The sequence below is a fragment of the Kribbella endophytica genome (assembly GCF_054781295.1).
On record NZ_BAAGUR010000002.1, the window covers coordinates 620,649 to 638,585 of the forward strand.

Genomic DNA, 17,937 nt, shown 5'->3' on the forward strand with positions numbered 1-17,937 from the left:
GGTACGCCGTGCCTCGCCGACACCATCAGTCCCACCATCGCAGACCCCGAAAGGTTGTGGCCACGGTGAAGGCAGTGCGCGTGCACGAGTACGGCAAACCACCCACCCTCGACGACATCCCCGACCCGGTTCTGCAGGGACCGCTGGACGTGATCGTGAAGGTCGACGCCGCGGGCGTCTGCCGGACCGACCTGCACATCATCGAAGGCCAGTGGGCCGACAAGTCCGGCGTGGAGCTGCCGTACGTGATCGGTCACGAGAACGCCGGCACCGTGCAGGAGGTCGGCGCCGCGGTGTCGACGGTCGCGCCCGGCGACAAGGTGATCCTCCACCCGCTGGTGACGTGTGGACTGTGCCGTGCCTGCCGGGCCGGCGACGACGTCCACTGCTCCGACTCGCGCTTCCCGGGCATCGACACCGACGGCGGCATGGCCGAGTACCTCCGTACGTCGGTCCGCTCGATCGTCAAGCTCGACGACGGGCTGGCGCCGGCCGACGTCGCGGCACTCGCCGACGCGGGCCTCACGGCGTACCACGCGGTCCGCAAGGCCGTTCCGCTGCTGCACCCGGCCGATCGGGTCGTGATGATCGGTGCCGGCGGCCTCGGGCACATCGGGCTGCAGTGCCTGGTCGCGATGACGCCCTCGCGGGTGACGGTCGTCGACCGGTCGCAGGAGGTGCTCGACAAGGCGATCGCGCTCGGCGCGCACTCGACCGTGCTGAGCGACGGCAGCCAGGTCGAGCAGGTGCTCGAGCAGACGAGCGGCGAGGGCGCCCAGGTGGTGCTCGACTTCGTCGGCGAGAACGGCACCGAGGCCGACGGCGTCGCGATGACGCGGAACTCCGGCTCGTACTTCGTGATCGGGTACGGCGGCAAGGTCGACGTCCCGACCATCGACGTGATCTCCCGCGAGATCAGCGTGGTCGGCAACCTGGTCGGCTCGTACAACGACCTGGCCGACCTGATGGAACTGGCCGCGCAGGGCCGCGTCCGGCTCGCCACCCAGCAGTACTCCCTGAACGACGCGCTGACCGCGCTGGACGATCTGGACGGCGGCCGGGTTCCCGGCGGCCGGGCCATTCTGACGAGCTGAGGAGCACTCCATGTACAGCAAGGACGGCAACAGCTACTTCATCGTCGACAGCCACGTCCACGCGTGGGACGCGACCCCGGCCAATCAGGCGAACCGGTACGGCGAGGGCTTCATCAACTGCTTCTACGACTACCACCGCAACCTGTCGCCGGCCGACAAGGTGTGGACGCTGGGGGAGTTCCACAAGCAGTCCGAGGAACGGATCATCAAGGACCTGTTCACCGACGGGTACGTCGACAAGGCGATCTTCCAGCCGACGTACCTCACCGACTTCTACGTCAACGGGTTCAACACGACCGAGCAGGACGGCCTGCTGGCAGAGAAGCACCCGGACAAGTTCATCGTCAACGGGGCCTGGGACCCGCGCGACGGTGAGGCGGGCCTGGACAAGCTGGTCGAGCTGTCGGAGCGGTGGAACCTCAAGGGCGTCAAGCTGTACACGGCGGAGTGGAAGGGCGACTCGAAGGGCTGGAAGCTGACCGACCCGTGGTCGTACCGGTACCTGGAGAAGTGCGAAGAGCTCGGGATCAAGAACATCCACATCCACAAGGGCCCGACGATCTACCCGCTGAACCGCGACGCGTTCGACGTCGCCGACGTGGACGACGTCGCGTCGGCGTTCCCGGGGCTGAACTTCATCGTCGAGCACGTCGGCCTGCCGCGGCTGGAGGACTTCTGCTGGATCGCGACGCAGGAGCCCAACGTGTACGGCGGTCTGGCGGTCGCGATGCCGTTCATCCACAGCCGGCCGAAGTACTTCGCGCAGATCATCGGCGAGCTGCTGTACTGGATCGGCGAGGACCGGATCACGTTCGCCAGCGACTACGCGATCTGGACGCCGGCCTGGCTGATCGAGCGGTTCGTCGACTTCGAGTACCCGGCCGAGCTGACCGAGTACCCGGACCTGACGGTCCAGGCGAAGAAGAAGATCCTCGGGCTCAACGCGGCCAAGCTGTACGACCTCGACGTACCGGCCGAATTGCGCCTACCGGAGTCTGCCGACGGTGCTGTCGGCTCCGAACCGGTGCCGGTGGCGTGATGGACGCCGTCAAGGAGGTGATGACGCGCCCCGACGGCGTCGCCGACGAGTTGTGGGCCGCGCTGGGGACGGTCCGAGACCCTGAGCTCGACGCACCGGTCACCGATCTGGGCTTCGTCGCCGCTGTGTCGTCTGTTGACGGCACAGTCGAGGTCGAGCTGCGGCTGCCGACGTACTTCTGCGCGCCGAACTTCGCGTACCTGATGGTCGCCGACGCGTACGACGCGGTCGCCGCCGTACCAGGGGTGAAGAAGGTGGTGGTCCGGCTGGAGGACCACTTCGCCTCCGACGAGATCAACAACGGCGTCGCCGCCTCCCGAGGCTTCGAGGGGTCGTTCCCCGGCCTGGCCGACGGCGAGCTGGAGGAACTCCGCCGGACCTTCCGGCGCAAGGCCCACCGAGCCTGCCAGGAGCAAGTTGCCAGCCGCCTCCTGAAGGCCGGCTGGACCATGCTCACCCTCGCCGACACCACCCTCGGAGAGGCACAGGCGGCGCTGGCCCCCGCCCTCCAGGCCGGCGAAGCCAGGCCCTCGCCGGGCGCGCTCGCCCCTCCCCCCTCCTCCTCCGGCGCGGCGTCAGCCGCGCCGGAGGAGGAGCAGGCGGGGATCGAGTTCGAGCGCCTGCGGAGGCGCCGAGCTGAGCTCGGGCTGTCCAGCGGACCTGACGCTGCGTTACTCGTACAGGACGACGGCACTCCAATCACCTCCGTGGACCTGCCGTTCCAGCTCAGGATGGCGAAGACGACGCGGATCAGCATCGAGGGGAACTCGGGGCTGTGTCGCGGGCTGTTGAGTGTCCGGTACGGACTGCCACGGCCGCCGGGTGTCGACCAGGCGGCCGGGTGAAGGCCGCGCGGTCAGGCGGTGCGGCGGCCCTGAATTCAGGGCAGGCTGTCAGGGTGAGCATGCCCGCGCACCCCTTCGACCCGCCGACGACCAACGGCGCGCCCACGGCCGGCACCGTGCAGTCGGTCTCCCGTGCGCTGAAGGCGATGGAGTTCGTGGCCGCCAGCCGCGACGGGGTCACCGCCAAGGAGATCGCCGCGCACCTCCAGCTCGCGCTGCCCTCGGCGTACCACCTGCTGGCGACGCTGACCGAGTCCGGCTACCTGGTGCACCTGGCGCAGGACCACCGCTACGGCCTCGGCTACCGCGTCCGCCTGCTCGAGCAGGGGCTGACGCGGCAGCTCGAGGTGCCGCCGCTGATCGCGTCCGCCGTACGGCGGCTGCATCTGGAGGCCGACGCGGCGGCGTACTACGCGGTCTACCGCGAGGTCGACGTCGTGATCGCCCACGTCGTCGACTCCGAGCGGCGCCCGCGCGTGCAGGTCCTCGACATCGGCTTCCACGAGGCGACGCACGCGACCGCGTTCGGCAAGGTCATGCTCGCCGCGATGACCGAGCAGGCCCGCAACGGCTACCTCGACCGCGTCGGCCTGCGCCGGTGCACGACCAGCACGATGACCGACCGCCCGACCCTCGAAGCCCATCTCGACAAGGTCCGCCACTCCGGCGTGGCCCTGGAGATCGGCGAGTTCCAGGACGGCCTGTCCTGCCTGGCGGCGCCGGTCCGCTCGTCGGCGGGCGTCGTACTGGCCTCGGTCGCGATCTCGCTCCCGTCGGCCGACTTCGCCGCCCGCCGCTGGGCGCTCGAGCGCGCCGTACGACGTGGAGCCTTGGTCGCGACCAGAGCGGTCAACGCCATCTAGCCCCAAGCGCCCGCACCCTCGGCGTACAGAGAAACGGACCGCGACCCCCGGGCGGGGGAGTCGCGGTCCGTTCGTTGGTACGGCGGGCTGCTGCCGATGCAGGGGTCAAGCAGCAACCCACCGGTCCTTATGCGCGGCCGTGCGCCTGACGGCTGCGGCGGCTGAGCGAGTCGATCGTCACGGCGACCAGGAGGACGCCGGCGGTGACCATGTAGCGAACGCTGGAGTCCAGGCTGAGCAGCGCCAGGCCGTTGGAGATCGACATGATCACCAGCGCGCCGAGCAGTGCCGAGTACGCCGAACCGCGGCCGCCGAAGAGGCTGGTCCCGCCGATGACGGCGGCGGCGATCGCGTTCAGGTTCGTGTCGCCACCACCGCTGCTCTGGTTCACCGCGACCAGCCGGGCTGCTGCGAGCAACCCGCCGACGGCGGCGAAGGTCGAACAGGCGGCGAACACCGACAGGTAGATGAACCGGACGTTGATACCGGCCCGGCGAGCAGCCTCGACGTTGCCGCCGACGGCCATCACCGAACGACCCCAGCGGGTCTTGCGGATCGCGAAGTCCGTCGCCATCACCAGGGCGAGGAACAGCACGAACATCGACGAGACACCGCGGTCGCCGTTCAGGACGAGAACCGGGATCAGCAGCACCAGAGCCAGGGCGCCGGCCTTGATCGCGATCATCGACGTCGGTGCGGCCGACAACCCGGCCGCGGCGCGGGCGCCTCTACCGCGCAGCCGGGTCAGCACGTACACGGCGACGACGACCGCGATCAGCCCGTAGGCCAGCGCGGGGGAGAGGAAGCTGCGGGTCGCGAACCCGACGAACGCGGAGTCGAAGGGCAGGTTGAGCGAACCCTCCTTGCCCAGGACCAGCAGCTGCAGACCGAGGAAACCGAGCAGACCGGCCAGCGTGATGACGAAGCTGGGCACCCCGAACCGGTTGTAGAGCGCGCCGTAGAACAACCCGATCACCAGACCGAGCACGACGCCGGCGATCAGCGAGACGACCAGCGGCCAGCCCTCGTTGACGAACGTGACACCCAGTACGGCGGCCGCCAGACCGCTCACCGAACCGACCGACAGGTCGATCTCGCCGAGCAGCAGGACCAGCACGATGCCGATCGCGATCACGCCGACCGACGTGGTCTGCAGGGTCAGGTTGACCAGGTTGCGGCTGGACAGGAAGTTGCTGTTCGAGATCTGGAAGACCGCCCAGATGATGATCAGGCCGACCACGACCGGGACCGAGCCGAGATCACCGGTGCGCAGCCGCGCGGTGAACGCCGAGACCGCGCCGCTGAACCCGTGGCTGGCGATCAGCCGCTCGTCCTGCAGGTCGGCCGGCAGTGCAGCGGAACCGTTCGTTGCCTCGGGCAGCGTGTCCTGCACGGGCGCCTTCGAACCGTCGACCGGGGTGGTCATGATGCCGCACCTTCCTCGCGGGTCCGGCGCGCCGCGCGCTCGGAGACCGCGTTGTCCGTCGCGCCCGTGATGGCGGCGATGATGTCTTGCGTCTTGGTCTCGCTGACCGTGAAGACGCCGTTGTTGCGGCCGAGGCGCAGGACGGCGACCCGGTCGGCCACCGCCATCACGTCGGCCATGTTGTGACTGATCAGGATGACCGCGAGGCCCCGTTCGCGCAGCCGCTCGACCAGGTTCAGCACCTCGGCGGTCTGGGCCACGCCGAGCGCGGCGGTCGGCTCGTCGAGCATCACGACCTTGGGCTGGCCGAGCAGGCTGCGGGCGATCGCGACGGTCTGCCGCTGGCCGCCGGACAGGCTGGCCACCGGGATCCGGACGCTCGGGATCTTCGCGGACAGCTGGCGGAGCAGCTCCCAGGAGGAGCGTTCCATCTCGACCTCGTCGAGCACCTTGCCCTTGCGCAGCTCGCGGCCCAGGTACAGGTTCGCGACCACGTCGAGGTTGTCGCACAGCGCCAGGTCCTGGAAGACGGTGGCGATGCCGAGCTGCTGCGCCTCGGCCGGGCTGGCGACCCGGACCTCCTGGCCGTCGAAGACCATCGTGCCGTCGTCGGCGGTGTAGACGCCGGCGATGGTCTTGACCAGCGTCGACTTGCCGGCGCCGTTGTCGCCGACCAGGGCGAGCACCTCGCCCGCCCGGACGTCCAGCTCGATGTTCTTCAAGGCCTGGACCGCGCCGAAGCGCTTGGAGACACCCCGCAGCGCCAGCACGGTGCCGGTGGCGACGGGGGTGGGTGTGACAGTCATCGATTCAGCTCCTGAGAGGTTCGTTCACGACCGAGCCCCGGTGGCACCCCCGGCCTCCTCAGAGCCGGGGGTGCCACCGGGGTGGGCTGCCTTACTTGAGGCCGGCGGCCGTGCAGGCGGTCGCGAACGACGCGGTGCAGATGTCGGTCACCTTGTAGATGCCGTCCTTCACCACAGTGTCGTTGATGTTCGCCTTGGTGACCGCGATCGGGTCGAGGATCGTGGACTTCACGCCCTTGAAGTCACCGGTCGCCTCGGGCTGTCCGCCACCGGCCAGGGCGACGGCGGCCTTCGCAGCGGCCTCGGCCTGCGGCTTGACGGCCTTGTAGATGGTCATCGACTGGTCGCCGGCGACGATCCGCTGGATCGCGGCGAGCTCGGAGTCCTGACCGGTGACCGGCGGGAGCGGGGTCACGCCGCCACCCTTGAGGGCCGCGATCGCACCGCCCGCGGTGCCGTCGTTGGCGGCGTACACGCCGACCAGGCCGTTCTTGATCGCGCTCAGCTGGCCTTCCATCCAGGCCTGGGCCTTGTCCGGGCTCCAGTCCGGGGTGTCGAACTCGGCGGCGACCTTGTAGCCGCTGGTGTCGAGCACGCTGTGCGCGCCCTTCTTGAAGTCGGCGGCGTTCGGGTCGGTCGGCGCGCCGTTGATCATGGCCAGGTTGCCGGTGGTCTTGCCGGCCGCCTTCAGGATGTCGACCAGGGTCTGCGCCTGCAGCTTGCCGACCGTCTCGTTGTCGAAGGAGACGTAGTAGTTCGCGCCCTCGATGAACCGGTCGTAGGCGATGACCGGGACGTTCTGGCCCTTGGCGGAGGCGACGACCGCGGCGGCGGCCTTGCCGTCGACCGGGTCGAGCACCAGCACGTTGGCGCCCTGGGTCAGCGCGGCCTCGGCCTGGGTCTGCTGCTTCGCGGCGTCCTGGTCGGCGTTGCTGTAGATCAGCTCGCAGTCGGCGCAGGCGGCCTTGAGAGCGTCGGTGAACAGCGGCCGGTCGAGGGCCTCGTACCGGGTGGTCTTGGACTCGGGGAGCAGCAGGGCGATCTTCTTGCCGCCCGAGCCGCTGCTACCGGCCGGGGAGTCGTCCGATCCACAGGCGACCAGGGACACAGCCAGGGCCGACACGGCGATACCGAGGCCGACGAGACGAGTTGGTGAAACGGACATCTGGTGACTCCTTGACGTGAGGGCCCGAGTAGGCCTGATCGAAGTCAAGCTCGCCCGAGGCTTGACGTCAAGGCTTGAATTCAAGAAGTAGACATATCGTTGTCACACAGGTGTCCCACCCGAGAGAGCGCTCCCGTGGGAACCAGCGGGAACGGGCACCCGGTGACACAAGCCTGACTCGCAGCGTCACCACCCGGAAACACAGGACAGGCGGATCGGCGAACGAGAGCTGCGCGCCGGGCTGTACGGGCGGGGTCGCGGGCAGCGGCTAGGCGCGGGCGAGCTCGATCTGCCCGGGTGTGGCTGAGGGCGGCGGCTAGGCGCGGGCTACGCGGGCGTGGCTGAGGGAAGCGGCTAGGCACGGGCGTGCGAGCTCGATCTGCCCGGGTGTGGCTCGAGACGGCGGCTAGGCGGCGAGCGGGCTTGATCTACCGGGTGTGGCTGGAGACGGCTGCTAGGCGCGGGCTACGCGGGTGTGGCTGAGGACGGAGGCTAGTTCGATGGCGCCCATGACGTCGGCGGCGTCGCCGAGCTCGGCGGGGCGCAGTTCCACGGTGGCGGCGGCGCTGGGGATCGCGCAGCGGTCGAGGGCTTCGCGCATCGGGTCGAGGATCAGGCTGCCGGCTTCGGCCATCTTGCCGCCGACGACGATGACCTCGGGGTTGAACAGGTTGACCAGGCCCGCGACGGCCACGCCGACGCGGCGGCCGGCGTCCTCGACGACGCGGCGGCAGCCGAGGTCACCGGCCAGGGCGCGGGTGATGACGTCGCGCAGGCGCAGCGGGCCGTGCGAGGCGGCGAGCGAGTTGAGCAGCGCGCGGGACCCGACGAACGTGTCCAGGCAGCCGCGGTTGCCGCAGCGGCAGATCGGGCCGTTCTCGTCGATGGTCAGGTGGCCGATCTCGCCCGCCGTACCGGCCGAACCGCGGAACACCTCGCCACCGAGCACGATGCCCGCGCCGACGCCGTACGAGAACTTGATGTAGCAACCGTGCTGTACGTCGCGCAGCGCGCCGGCCCGCAGTTCGCCGAGCGCGGCCAGGTTGGCGGTGTTGTCGAGCGCGACCGGGGCACGCAGGTACCCGGCCATCGCCGCGGCGACGTTGACGCCGCGCCAGCCGGGCAGGACCGCGTCGGACCCGGCCTCGCCGCTGACCGAGTCGACCGGTGTCGGCAGGCCGAACCCGATCGCGCCGATGTCCTCGACGCCCTGGCCGACGGTCTCGGCGAGGTCGGCGAGCAGGCGGGCGGCGCGTTCCATCCCGTCGTCGGCGATGTGGTCGGCCTGCAGCGGCATCAGCTGCTCGGCGAGGATCTCGCGGCTCTCCGACGCGATCGCGACGCGGACGTCGCGCTCGCCGAACGCGACCCCTGCGAGCAGGCCGCCGCCGGAGGCGAGCGACACCAGGACGGCGCGGCGGCCGTTGCGGATGCTGGGGGACACCCCGACCAGGCCGGCCTGGTCGAGTTCCTTGACCATGTTGGACACCGTGGCGGCGGACAGTCCGGAGGCGGCGGCGATCTCGACCTGGGTCAGCGGACCGTGCTGCCGGACAACCCCCAGAACACGCTCACGGTTGGCTTCGCGAAGCGAAGCCTGTGAGCCTGGTGCCGGGCGGGTTGCGTTCATTACATAAAGATAACGGATCGAAGGCATTCCGTCGCTGGAATGCCGGCCTTCGCCCTGACCGTGATCGCCATGTGTCCTCGCCGTTACGCGTAGTCCTGCCCGTCAGGACATCCGCCGCGACACTAATGCACCACCAGTCCCAGCAGCCGCGCGGATGCCAGGCTTGCCGAGAGAATCACATACTGTATTCAACTGACTGCAGGCCGTGGTGAGTCGGAGGCGAGGGCTGATGCCGGGAGGGCCAGGGCGCGGTCGGTTCGACTGCGGCGCCGGGGGGTCGCCGAGGGGCTCGGTGGTTTGGCGGGCGTGGCGAGTCAGAGGGTGGGAGCTGGTGCCAGGAGGCTCAAACAGCCAGGGCCAGGGTGACGAGGGTGAGGGGGACCGCGAGTTCGACGGTGGCGCCGAGGGTGTCGCCGGTGATGCCGCCGAGGGACTTGGTGGTCTGGCGGGCGGTGGTGAGGGCCAGGGCGATGGCGAGCAGTACGGCGAGGGTGGTGGCGACGAGTGGGCGCCAGGTGGAGCTGTTGGCCGGCAGGGTGGTGCCGTCGACGGTCAGCCAGGCGAGGGCCAGCAGGAGTGCGAGTGCGGCGAGGGTGACCAGCGCTGCGGCGTACGGGCGGACGGTGGCGGCGACCATCGCGCCGAGGCCGTCGGGGCGGGCCGAGGGGACGCCGATGCGGCAGGACCAGGGGAGGGTGAGCCGGCTGGCGACGGTTGCGACGAGGACGGCCTGCCAGCCGAAGCCGGCCTGTACGCAGGTGGTGAGGGCGGCGACGTCGAGCAGCAGTACGGCGGCGATCGCCACCACACCGAACGGCCCGATGTCACTCTGCTTCATGATGCGCAGCTTGGTCTCCCGGTCGCGCCGACTACCGAACCCGTCGGCCGTGTCCGCCAGCCCGTCGAGGTGCAGTGCGCCGGAGAGCACGCACAAGGCGACCACCCCGAGCACCGCCGCCAACAGGTCCGCTCCCGGCTGCAGAGCCTGTACGGCGGCAACCACTGCAGCCGCCAAGCCGCCGATCACCACCCCGGCCACCGGCGCCAGCAGCATCGCCCCGCCGGCCGTCACCCGATCCACCTGCCGGGGCGCGGGAGTAGGCAGCACCGTCAGAGTCCCGAACGCCAGCCGCAACCCGTCGAGCCTCACAGGGTGACCGTTCGACCTGCCACACACCACAGAACGGTGTCGGACTCGCGGGAGATCGTCGCGTTCACTCGGCCCATCAGGTCACGGAACAATCGCGTCCCTGCGTCGGCCGGGACGACGCCGGACCCCACTTCATTGCTGACAGCAACTACTTGGCGAGGGGTGCTCGACCAGGCGGTCGCCAGCGCCTCGATCCGCTGCTCGACCTGACCGAGGTTCTCCGGGTGCTCCCAGATGCCGCACGCATCCATGGTGCGGGCGAGCCACAACGTCAGGCAGTCGATCAGCAGTGGCGGGCCGTCGGAGGCCAGCAGGGGAACGAGATCGATGGTCTCCGCCAGTCCCCACGACGCAGGCCGGCGCTCGCGGTGCTTGGCGATGCGGTCGGCCCACTCGGGGTCCGCGGACCCGTCGCCGCCGGTCGCGACGTACAGGGTGTCGGGGATGTTCGCCAGCAGTCGCTCGGCCGCGGTGGACTTGCCGGACCGGGCGCCGCCGAGGATCAGGGTGCGCCGGGAAACGCCAGGCGCAGTCCAGGACAGTCGATCTCCAGCCGGAGTGAGTACGTCGTACCGAACGCCGCTTGTGGTTCGGGTGACCGTCACTTCGTAGTCGTCGACGGGAGTGAAGCCCTCGGCGGTCAGCCGCAGTACGCCGTCGACGGTCGCGCCGGCCGGCGTCGTGACCAGTTCAGCCATCCCGCGGATCGCCGATCAGCGCCAGGCCCGCGCGCAGGAAGGCGCCCGCTGCGGCGTCGGCCTCGCTCAGGTACCCGGCGACCATGGCGCCGTCGCGCAGGACCATCAGGTCGTCACCGGTGTGCGCGGGCAGGCCGAGCGGCGCGACGAGGTCCTGGAACATCTTCTTCCACCAGCCGCGATGGGAGTCGACGATCCGGCGTACCGCGCTGTCGGCGTCGGCGTACTCCGCCGCGGCGTTGATGAACGGACAGCCGCGGAAGCCGGGCACGCAGGCCATCTCGCCGAGGCCGGCCGACATCATCCGCAGCACCGCCGCGGCGTCACCGCCGGCCGCCGCGATCACGGCCTCGACCCCCGCGCGCTCGGCGGCGGCACGCCGTTCCAGATAGGCGACGACGAGGTCGTCCTTGGTCCGGAAGTGCCGGTAGAAGGTCACCTTCGTGGTGCCCACCCGGTCGATGATCTTGTCCGCGCTCACCGCGCGCATCCCGTGCGCGTAGAAGAGTTCGTCGGCGGCCGCGAGCAGTCGTTCTCGCACCGGCTCGGTCATGGTCGGCATCGTACGTGGCCCCCGTTCCGCTTGCGCCGACCGGCCCGGACGGTGCATGATCGTTGGTAGAGTTACTAGTTAGTCTACCAATCACAGCACCTCCGGCAACACCTCCGAGATCGGACCACCTCCCATGACCACAGCGACCTCCTCCGCCCCCACGACCAGCGTCCCGGCGGCCCTCCGCCGCCTGTACTTCGTCCGCTTCGGCTTCGCCCTCGTCTGGGCGATCCTCCTGCTGCTCAGCGCCGACAAGCTCGGCCCGCTGAGCGTGACGCTGCTGATCGTCTACCCGCTGTTCGACGTCGCCGCCGCGGTCGTCGACCTCCGTACGTCGAAGACGCCGGTTCTCGTCGCGAACATCGTGATCAGCGCCCTCGCAGCCATCGGCCTGGCCGTCGCCACCACGTCCGGCATCCCCGCGGTCCTGCGCGTCTGGGGCGCGTGGGCGATCGTCGCCGGAATCGTCCAGCTCGTCGTCGCGGTTCGCCGCCGCGCGCTCGGCGGCCAGTGGCCGATGATCCTCAGCGGCGGGATCTCGGTGCTCGCCGGTACGTCGTTCGCCGTGTCGGCCTCCGCGGCGGACCCGTCGCTCACCAACCTCGGCGGCTACGCGCTGCTCGGCGGCGTGTTCTTCCTGGTCTCCGCGATCCGCTTGCGGGCCCGGAGCTAACGGTCGAAGCTGACCGGTACGTCGAACGCGGCCTTCCGCGCCGTACGGCGGAAGGCCTTCAGGACCGGGCGGCCGAGCGCGAGCACCAGAGCGGCGCAGAGGATGCCGCGCGGGATGTCCCAGCCGAGCGACGTGGCGACGACGAACAGGAAGTAGCGGTGCAGGTTCTCGGCCAGGCCGTCGCCAGGGATGAACGAGAAGTCGCTGCCGAAGGTCGCGTACGGCCAGAACCAGAGGTTCATCACGACGCCGTACAGGATGCCGGCCACCAGCGAGTACGCCGCCAGCAGGAGCAGCTCGAGCCGGCCGCCCACTCGCGGCAGCAGGCCGGCCAGGCAGCCGACCCAGGCGCAGGCGAGCATCTGGAACGGCATCCACGGTCCGACGCCGCCGCTGATCAGTGCGCCGGCCAGCAGGGACACAGCGCCCAGGACGAAGCCGAAGCCCGCGCCGAACGCTCGGCCGGCCAGGATGAGCAGGAAGAAGCCTGGCTCCAGTCCTGCCGTGCCTGGGCCTAGTGCGCGGAGTGCGGCGCCGACTGCGGCGAGCATGCCGAGCAGGGAGATCACCTTCGCGTCGATGCCTGACTCGGCCAGCTCAGCCAGTACGACGGCCACCAGCAGCGGCAGCAGCAGGACGAACAGCCAGGGTGCGTCGGTGGTGTGGCCGAGCGCGGAGGCGCCGGCCTGGTCGGTCTGCCAGATCAGTGGCCAGCCGAATGCCAGCAGGCCGACCGCGGACGCCAGCAGCAGCGTCGCCGTACTGCGTGGCTTCAGCCGGACCAGCCTTGAGGGGGCTGTCGTCACGAGGCTCGCTCCAGGGCTGTGGCTACTTCGCCGACGGTCAGGAACGGCAGGGGCGCGAGGATCTTGGCGACCTGGGGGGCGAACGCCGGGGAGCCGGCGATGACCGTCGCGGTGTCGCCGTCGCTGACCAGTTCGCCGTCGGCCAGGACGAGGACGCGCGTCGCGACCTCGGCGACCATCTCGACGTCGTGGGTGGACAGCACGACCGCGTGCCCGTCCGCCGCGAGCTCGCGCAGGATCTCGACCAGCCGCCGCTTCGCGCCGTAGTCCAGTCCTCGCGTCGGCTCGTCGAGCAGCAGCAGGGGCGGAGCACCGCACAGTACGACGGCCAGCGCCAGGCAGAGCCGCTGTCCCTCCGACAGGTCGCGCGGGTGCATCTGGTCGTCGACGTCCGGCGCCAGCCGCTCCAGCAACGCCCGGCAGCTGCCAGCCGCCACCCGGAAGTCGCTGTCGGCTCCGGCGCACTCCTCGGCGACGGTCGGTGCGTACAGGAGGTCAGCCGGCTCCTGCGGTACCAGTCCGACCGCCTTGACCAGCTGCTTGGGCTTCGTACGCCGCGGGTCGATCCCCGCCGCCACCACGCTGCCTGAGCGCGGCTGGACGAGCCCCACCAGCGCGTTGAGCAGCGTGGACTTGCCGGCGCCGTTGCGGCCCATCAATGCGACGACCTCACCGGCCTGCAGCGTCAGTGAGACGCCGCGCAGCGCCGGCACGCTCCCGTAGCTGACGACCAGGTCGTTGCACCGGGCAAGCTCTTTTCCGATCACCGCGACGCGAGGGGTCGGCCGGTGATCGCCCAACCGCTCCCGCAGTACGCCGGCCGCCCGCCGAGCGTCCCGCACCGACAGCGGCAACGGCGACCACCCAGCCAGCCGCCCCAATTCCACCACCGGCGGCGCAACGGGCGCAGACACCATCACGTCGGCAGGGAGCCCGGTGGACACGGCGCCTGATCCCGCCACACCCCGGTCGGTCGGCAGCCCGCCGAGCGCAGCGCCGGAGATCTCCACCACGCGGTCGGCGTACTGGATCACTCGCTCTAACCGGTGCTCGGCCATCACCACCGTCACGCCCAGGTCGTGCACCAGGCGCTGCAGTGCGGCCAGCACCTCCTCGGCCGCCTGCGGGTCCAGCGCCGACGTCGGCTCGTCCAGCACGAGCACAGCCGGGTGCGACGTCAGCGCAGCCCCGATAGCTGTCCGCTGCCGTTGCCCACCGGACAGCGCAGTCAGCGGCCGGTCCCGTACGTCGGCCAGCCCGAGCAGGTCGAGCGTCTCCTCGACCCGGCGCCGCATCACGTCCGGAGCGACGCCGAGCGACTCCATGCTGTACGCCAGCTCGTCCTCGACCGTGTCGGTGACGAACCCGGCCATCGGGTCCTGCCCGACGATGCCAACCACGTCCGCCAGGTCGCGCGGCCGGTAGTCCTTGGTGTCGCGGCCATTCACCAGCACGCGGCCGGCCAGCGTGCCGCCGGTGAAGTGCGGGACCAGCCCGTTGATCGCTCGCAGCAGCGTGGACTTGCCGGAGCCGGTCCGGCCGATCACCAGCGCCAGCTCGCCCTCAGGCACCGTGAAGCTCACGTCCCGCAGCGCCGGTTCGGCGGCACCGTCGTACGTGACTGTGACCCGGTCGAACTCGATCATGCCGCCACCAGCTCACGTCGTCGGGTCAGAGGAGGAGCTGCGACCGCAGGGGCCAGGCCGATCAGGATGCCGAGCACCGGCAGCAGTGGGACGGGCGGCACGACCAGCGGACCCGGCAGCACCAGCCCCTCGACCCCACGAGCCGCTGCGATGATCAGCGCCGCCGCAGCGAGCGCACCGGACCCGATGACGAGCCACTCCGGCAGAGCCCACGGGTCCGGCCGGTAGCGAGTGCGGGTGACCCGCTGCCGCCCGACAGCCATCGCACCGGTTGCCAGCAGTACGCCGAACGCCAGCGCCCCGCCCGCAGCCGGTACGGACATCGCGTCGGTGAGTAGGGAGTAGACGCCGAGCATGATGCCCAGCAGACCGAGCAGCACCGACGCCCCGGTGATCTGGCGCTGGCGGCGCGGTACGTGCGCCGTACGGCCGTAGCCGCGGGAGTCCATCGCCGCGGCCAGCTCGACCGAGCGGTCCAGTGCGCCTTCCAGGACCGGCATGGCCGTCGTACGGAAGGAGCCGCGGGTTCGGCCGCGCAGGCGGCGGGCGCCGCGGATCCGGCGCGCGTCGGTGACCAGCTGCGGCGCGAAGGTCAGGGCGACCACGCAGGCGACGCCCATCTCGTAGAGGGCCCCAGGCAACGACTTGAGCAGGCGGCGCGGGCTGGCCAGGGCGTTGGCGGCGCCGATGCAGCAGAGCATCACGGCCAGCTGGCCCCCGTCGTACAGGGCAGTGACCAGCGCCTCGGCAGTCACCTCGCCGCCGAGCTTCACGCCGCTGGCCCAGTCCGGCAGCGGGACCTGCGGCAGCGTGAACAGCAGGGTGTTGCCCTGCGAGCGGGTCGACAGGAGCGCTTGCAGTACGACGCGGACGCCGATCACCACCAGGCCGAGCTTGAGGAACGCCAGGTAGCTGTTGGCCCAGGGGGCGTCGCTTCGGCGTGCTGCCACGACGAAGCCGGCGACCGCCAGGATCAGGATCAGCAGGACCGGGTTGCGGGTCCTGCTGGCGGCTACGGCCAGGCCGAGGGCCCACAACCACCACGCCCCCGGGTGCAGAGCCCGGGGGAGAGTCAGGTGGTGGACCGCGCGCACCTGATCAGCTCTGCGCGCGTCGGCGAGCCAGCACGAAGCCACCGCCGGCCAGCAGCAGTACGACGACCGCGGCGACGATGATGCCGGTCACCGGGGCGCCGCCCTCGTCCTCGTCGGCGGTCGGCGGCTGGGCCGCGTTGGTCGGGTTCGGCGCGGGGGTCGGGGAGGCGGCCGAGCCGATGGCCGGACCGATCTCCAGGGTGACCGGAGCGTCGGTGGCGGGGACCTTGATGTTCTTCACGGCGGTGCCGCAGCCGGCGGCCGGGTAGCCGTCGATGCCGCAGGTCAGGCCCTTCTCGATCCGCACCGGGCCGGTCGCGGCCATCACCTTGGCGCCGGTCGCCTTCGCGTCGGTGACCACGCAGGTGCCGGTCGCGGGCGGCGGGGCGACGCCGGTCTCGGAGTCGGTGGCTGTGCCCGGGTCGACCACGAGGGCGACGCGCTTCTTGCCGGTCTCCGCGGGAGTCGCGCCGCAGATCGCCTCGAAGTCACCGGCCGCGCGGGGGACGCGGGGCTTGGCGCCGCCGAGGGCGTACCGCCAGCCCTCGACCGCACCGTCGGCGGGGACCACCTGGTCCGCACCCTTCTGCGCGAACGCCCACTGGCCCTTGGTCCACTGGTAGTAGCCCCAGAACCTGAAGCCGTCCTCGGCCGACCTCGTAACGCCGGCCGGGGCGGTGCCGCCGGCCTGGTCGGTGGTGCCGACTCGAGCCGAGCCGCCGGCCCGCGCGGAACCACTGGCCTGAGCGGTGCCGCCGGCCTGGGCCGCGGTGCTCGCCTGGGCTGCGCTGATGGTGACGGTCCCCGCCAGCAGGAGACCCGCCAGCAGGCTGAGGGCCAGTCGTGGGGTCCGGTGTGCAGTCATCTCGTGTGTCCTCGCTCGGGCCGGGCCAACGAGAGGAGAGGTGCACCGCCGGGAACACGGGGCCGGCTCCTCCCGCGGTCCTCGGCGGGTCGGTGAGCCTGCTGCCTGGACGCAGTGTTCCGGCTCGCCGCCGCCCGGTGGGTCCCGGGTGCGGCCTACGGTTGCGGGTCAGCGCCGGCTTCGGACCGGCTTCCCTGCGGCACAGCAGTGGTTCGGCCGCAGCTTACCGCCGTACCGGCCAGGCATGCGTGAGCCGTACGCCGAACGTGCGGCACCCCACACGTGGCGCCGGACAGGCCAAGAGCCCGTACGGCGAGCGTGGTGGACCACCTGCTCGCCGTACGGGCTCTGATGACTGGTGCTACTCCTGTGCGGCCAGGCTCATCGGGCCGTAGACCACCCGCTCGTCCTCGAGCAGGTAGACCTGGGCGACGCCCTGGTCCGCGAGCTCGCGCCAGATCTCGCCGAGCCAGCTCTCCGCGTCGCCCTGGGCGGAGAAGTCCCCGGTGCCCAGGTCGCCCGGGTCGGCCGGCTCACCGGCGGCGGTCTCGTACCGCCAGGTCCAGCTCATGAGCCCGGCCGGGTCTGCGGCGCGTTCTGTGCGGTCTTGGCCGGGTCGGTCTCGATCGCGTTGCCGAGCGACTCGTCGATCCGCTTCAGCAGGGCGTCCTCGAGCTTCACGCCGGCCGCCTTCACGTTCTCGGTGACCTGCTCGGGGCGGGACGCGCCGATGATCGCCGAGGAGACGTTCTGGTTCTGCAGGACCCACGCGATGGCCAGCTGGGACAGGCTCAGCCCGGCCTCGTCGGCGATCGGCTGCAGCTCCTGGACGCGGTTGAGCACGTCGTCCTTGAGCCAGCGGCTGATCATGTTCGCGCCGCCCTTGGTGTCGGTCGCGCGCGAACCCTCCGGCGGCTGCTGGCCCGGCTTGTACTTGCCGGTCAGCACGCCCTGCGCGATCGGGGAGAACACGACCTGCCCGATGCCGAGCTCCTCCGAGGCCGGGACGACCTCGGCCTCGATGACGCGCCAGAGCATGTTGTACTGCGGCTGGTTGGAGACCAGCGGGACGCGCAGCTCGCGGGCCAGCCGGTGGCCCTCGCGGAGCTGGTCGGCGGTCCACTCCGACGTACCGATGTAGAGCGCCTTGCCCTGGCGGACGACGTCGGCGAAGGCCTCCATCGTCTCCTCCAGCGGCGTCTCGGTGTCGAACCGGTGCGCCTGGTAGACGTCGACGTAGTCGGTCTTGAGCCGCTTGAGCGAGGCGTTGATCGACTCGTGGATGTGCTTGCGGGACAGGCCCGTGTCGTTCGGTCCGCCCGGGCCGGTCGGCCAGTACACCTTGGTGAGGATCTCCAGCGACTCGCGCCGCTGTCCCTCCAGGGCCTCGCCGAGCACGGTCTCCGCCGCGGTGTTCGCGTAGGTGTCCGCGGTGTCGAACGTGGTGATCCCGGCCTCGAGCGCCGCCTTCACACAGGCCTTGGCCTGCTCGTTCTCCACCTGCGATCCGTGGGTCAGCCAGTTCCCGTAGGAGATCTCGCTGACCTTCAGTCCACTGTTTCCGAGATACCGAAAGTCCATACC

At 70.7% G+C, this 17,937-nt stretch carries 18 protein-coding genes; 5 read left to right on the plus strand and 13 right to left on the minus strand.

Annotated elements, in window-relative coordinates:
- The first annotated feature begins 65 nt into the window (after positions 1–65).
- From ACYVIO_RS21385 to ACYVIO_RS21400, 4 genes are read left to right on the plus strand one after another with little or no spacing between them, the layout of a single operon-like run.
- On the plus strand, positions 66–1,094 hold the full coding sequence (locus ACYVIO_RS21385; protein WP_460652613.1) for an NAD(P)-dependent alcohol dehydrogenase: 1,029 nt from the start codon (positions 66–68) through the stop codon (positions 1,092–1,094).
- Between the two features lie 10 nt (positions 1,095–1,104).
- The gene (locus tag ACYVIO_RS21390; RefSeq protein WP_460652614.1) at positions 1,105–2,133 is read left to right on the plus strand and encodes an amidohydrolase family protein; all 1,029 of its coding nucleotides are present in this window, start codon (positions 1,105–1,107) and stop codon (positions 2,131–2,133) included.
- On the plus strand, positions 2,133–2,978 hold the full coding sequence (locus tag ACYVIO_RS21395) for an iron-sulfur cluster assembly protein (protein ID WP_460652615.1): 846 nt from the start codon (positions 2,133–2,135) through the stop codon (positions 2,976–2,978). Before ACYVIO_RS21390 ends, ACYVIO_RS21395 begins: the two co-directional genes overlap by 1 nt.
- 59 nt (positions 2,979–3,037) lie before the next feature.
- Positions 3,038–3,841 (plus strand): IclR family transcriptional regulator, encoded by an 804-nt coding sequence (locus ACYVIO_RS21400; protein ID WP_460653555.1) that lies wholly within the window; start codon positions 3,038–3,040, stop codon positions 3,839–3,841.
- 127 nt (positions 3,842–3,968) lie between these two features.
- On the opposite strand, the gene ACYVIO_RS21405 is transcribed toward ACYVIO_RS21400, so the two are convergent.
- The 7 genes from ACYVIO_RS21405 to ACYVIO_RS21435 all read right to left on the minus strand — a co-directional run bounded on the left by ACYVIO_RS21405 (position 3,969) and on the right by ACYVIO_RS21435 (position 11,269).
- Positions 3,969–5,267, minus strand: a complete 1,299-nt coding sequence (locus ACYVIO_RS21405) for a sugar ABC transporter permease (RefSeq protein ID WP_460652616.1) — start codon at positions 5,265–5,267, stop codon at positions 3,969–3,971.
- Positions 5,264–6,073, minus strand: coding sequence for an ATP-binding cassette domain-containing protein (locus tag ACYVIO_RS21410; protein WP_460652617.1), 810 nt, complete (start codon positions 6,071–6,073; stop codon positions 5,264–5,266). Before ACYVIO_RS21410 ends, ACYVIO_RS21405 begins: the two co-directional genes overlap by 4 nt.
- Positions 6,074–6,164: 91 nt before the next feature.
- Complete coding sequence (locus tag ACYVIO_RS21415) at positions 6,165–7,238, minus strand: substrate-binding domain-containing protein (protein WP_460652618.1); 1,074 nt, start codon at positions 7,236–7,238, stop codon at positions 6,165–6,167.
- A gap of 454 nt (positions 7,239–7,692) precedes the next feature.
- Positions 7,693–8,868, minus strand: a complete 1,176-nt coding sequence (locus ACYVIO_RS21420) for an ROK family transcriptional regulator (protein ID WP_460652619.1) — start codon at positions 8,866–8,868, stop codon at positions 7,693–7,695.
- A 343-nt stretch (positions 8,869–9,211) separates the two neighbouring features.
- Entirely contained in the window at positions 9,212–10,018 is an 807-nt protein-coding gene (locus ACYVIO_RS21425; protein ID WP_460652620.1) for an adenosylcobinamide-GDP ribazoletransferase, read from the minus strand.
- Positions 10,015–10,716, minus strand: a complete 702-nt coding sequence (locus ACYVIO_RS21430) for a bifunctional adenosylcobinamide kinase/adenosylcobinamide-phosphate guanylyltransferase (RefSeq protein ID WP_460652621.1) — start codon at positions 10,714–10,716, stop codon at positions 10,015–10,017. The genes ACYVIO_RS21425 and ACYVIO_RS21430 overlap by 4 nt, the downstream gene beginning before the upstream one ends.
- Positions 10,709–11,269 (minus strand): TetR/AcrR family transcriptional regulator, encoded by a 561-nt coding sequence (locus ACYVIO_RS21435; protein ID WP_460652622.1) that lies wholly within the window; start codon positions 11,267–11,269, stop codon positions 10,709–10,711. Before ACYVIO_RS21435 ends, ACYVIO_RS21430 begins: the two co-directional genes overlap by 8 nt.
- A gap of 133 nt (positions 11,270–11,402) precedes the next feature.
- Between ACYVIO_RS21435 and ACYVIO_RS21440 the strand changes: the two genes are divergently transcribed.
- Complete coding sequence (locus tag ACYVIO_RS21440; RefSeq protein ID WP_460652623.1) at positions 11,403–11,942, plus strand: hypothetical protein; 540 nt, start codon at positions 11,403–11,405, stop codon at positions 11,940–11,942.
- Here the strand turns inward: ACYVIO_RS21440 and ACYVIO_RS21445 are convergent.
- The 6 genes from ACYVIO_RS21445 to ACYVIO_RS21470 all read right to left on the minus strand — a co-directional run bounded on the left by ACYVIO_RS21445 (position 11,939) and on the right by ACYVIO_RS21470 (position 17,934).
- On the minus strand, positions 11,939–12,748 hold the full coding sequence (locus ACYVIO_RS21445) for an ECF transporter S component (RefSeq protein WP_460652624.1): 810 nt from the start codon (positions 12,746–12,748) through the stop codon (positions 11,939–11,941). The two genes, ACYVIO_RS21440 and ACYVIO_RS21445, sit on opposite strands and share 4 nt — an antisense overlap.
- Positions 12,745–14,394: an ABC transporter ATP-binding protein gene (locus ACYVIO_RS21450; RefSeq protein ID WP_460652625.1), complete on the minus strand. Its 1,650-nt coding sequence runs from the start codon at positions 14,392–14,394 to the stop codon at positions 12,745–12,747. The genes ACYVIO_RS21445 and ACYVIO_RS21450 overlap by 4 nt, the downstream gene beginning before the upstream one ends.
- On the minus strand, positions 14,391–15,488 hold the full coding sequence (locus ACYVIO_RS21455) for an energy-coupling factor transporter transmembrane component T (protein ID WP_460652626.1): 1,098 nt from the start codon (positions 15,486–15,488) through the stop codon (positions 14,391–14,393). The genes ACYVIO_RS21450 and ACYVIO_RS21455 overlap by 4 nt, the downstream gene beginning before the upstream one ends.
- A gap of 4 nt (positions 15,489–15,492) precedes the next feature.
- On the minus strand, positions 15,493–16,353 hold the full coding sequence (locus ACYVIO_RS21460) for an SCO2322 family protein (RefSeq protein ID WP_460652627.1): 861 nt from the start codon (positions 16,351–16,353) through the stop codon (positions 15,493–15,495).
- A gap of 361 nt (positions 16,354–16,714) precedes the next feature.
- Complete coding sequence (locus ACYVIO_RS21465) at positions 16,715–16,924, minus strand: hypothetical protein (protein ID WP_460652628.1); 210 nt, start codon at positions 16,922–16,924, stop codon at positions 16,715–16,717.
- Complete coding sequence (locus ACYVIO_RS21470; protein ID WP_460652629.1) at positions 16,921–17,934, minus strand: aldo/keto reductase family protein; 1,014 nt, start codon at positions 17,932–17,934, stop codon at positions 16,921–16,923. The genes ACYVIO_RS21465 and ACYVIO_RS21470 overlap by 4 nt, the downstream gene beginning before the upstream one ends.
- Between the last annotated feature and the right edge of the window lie 3 nt (positions 17,935–17,937).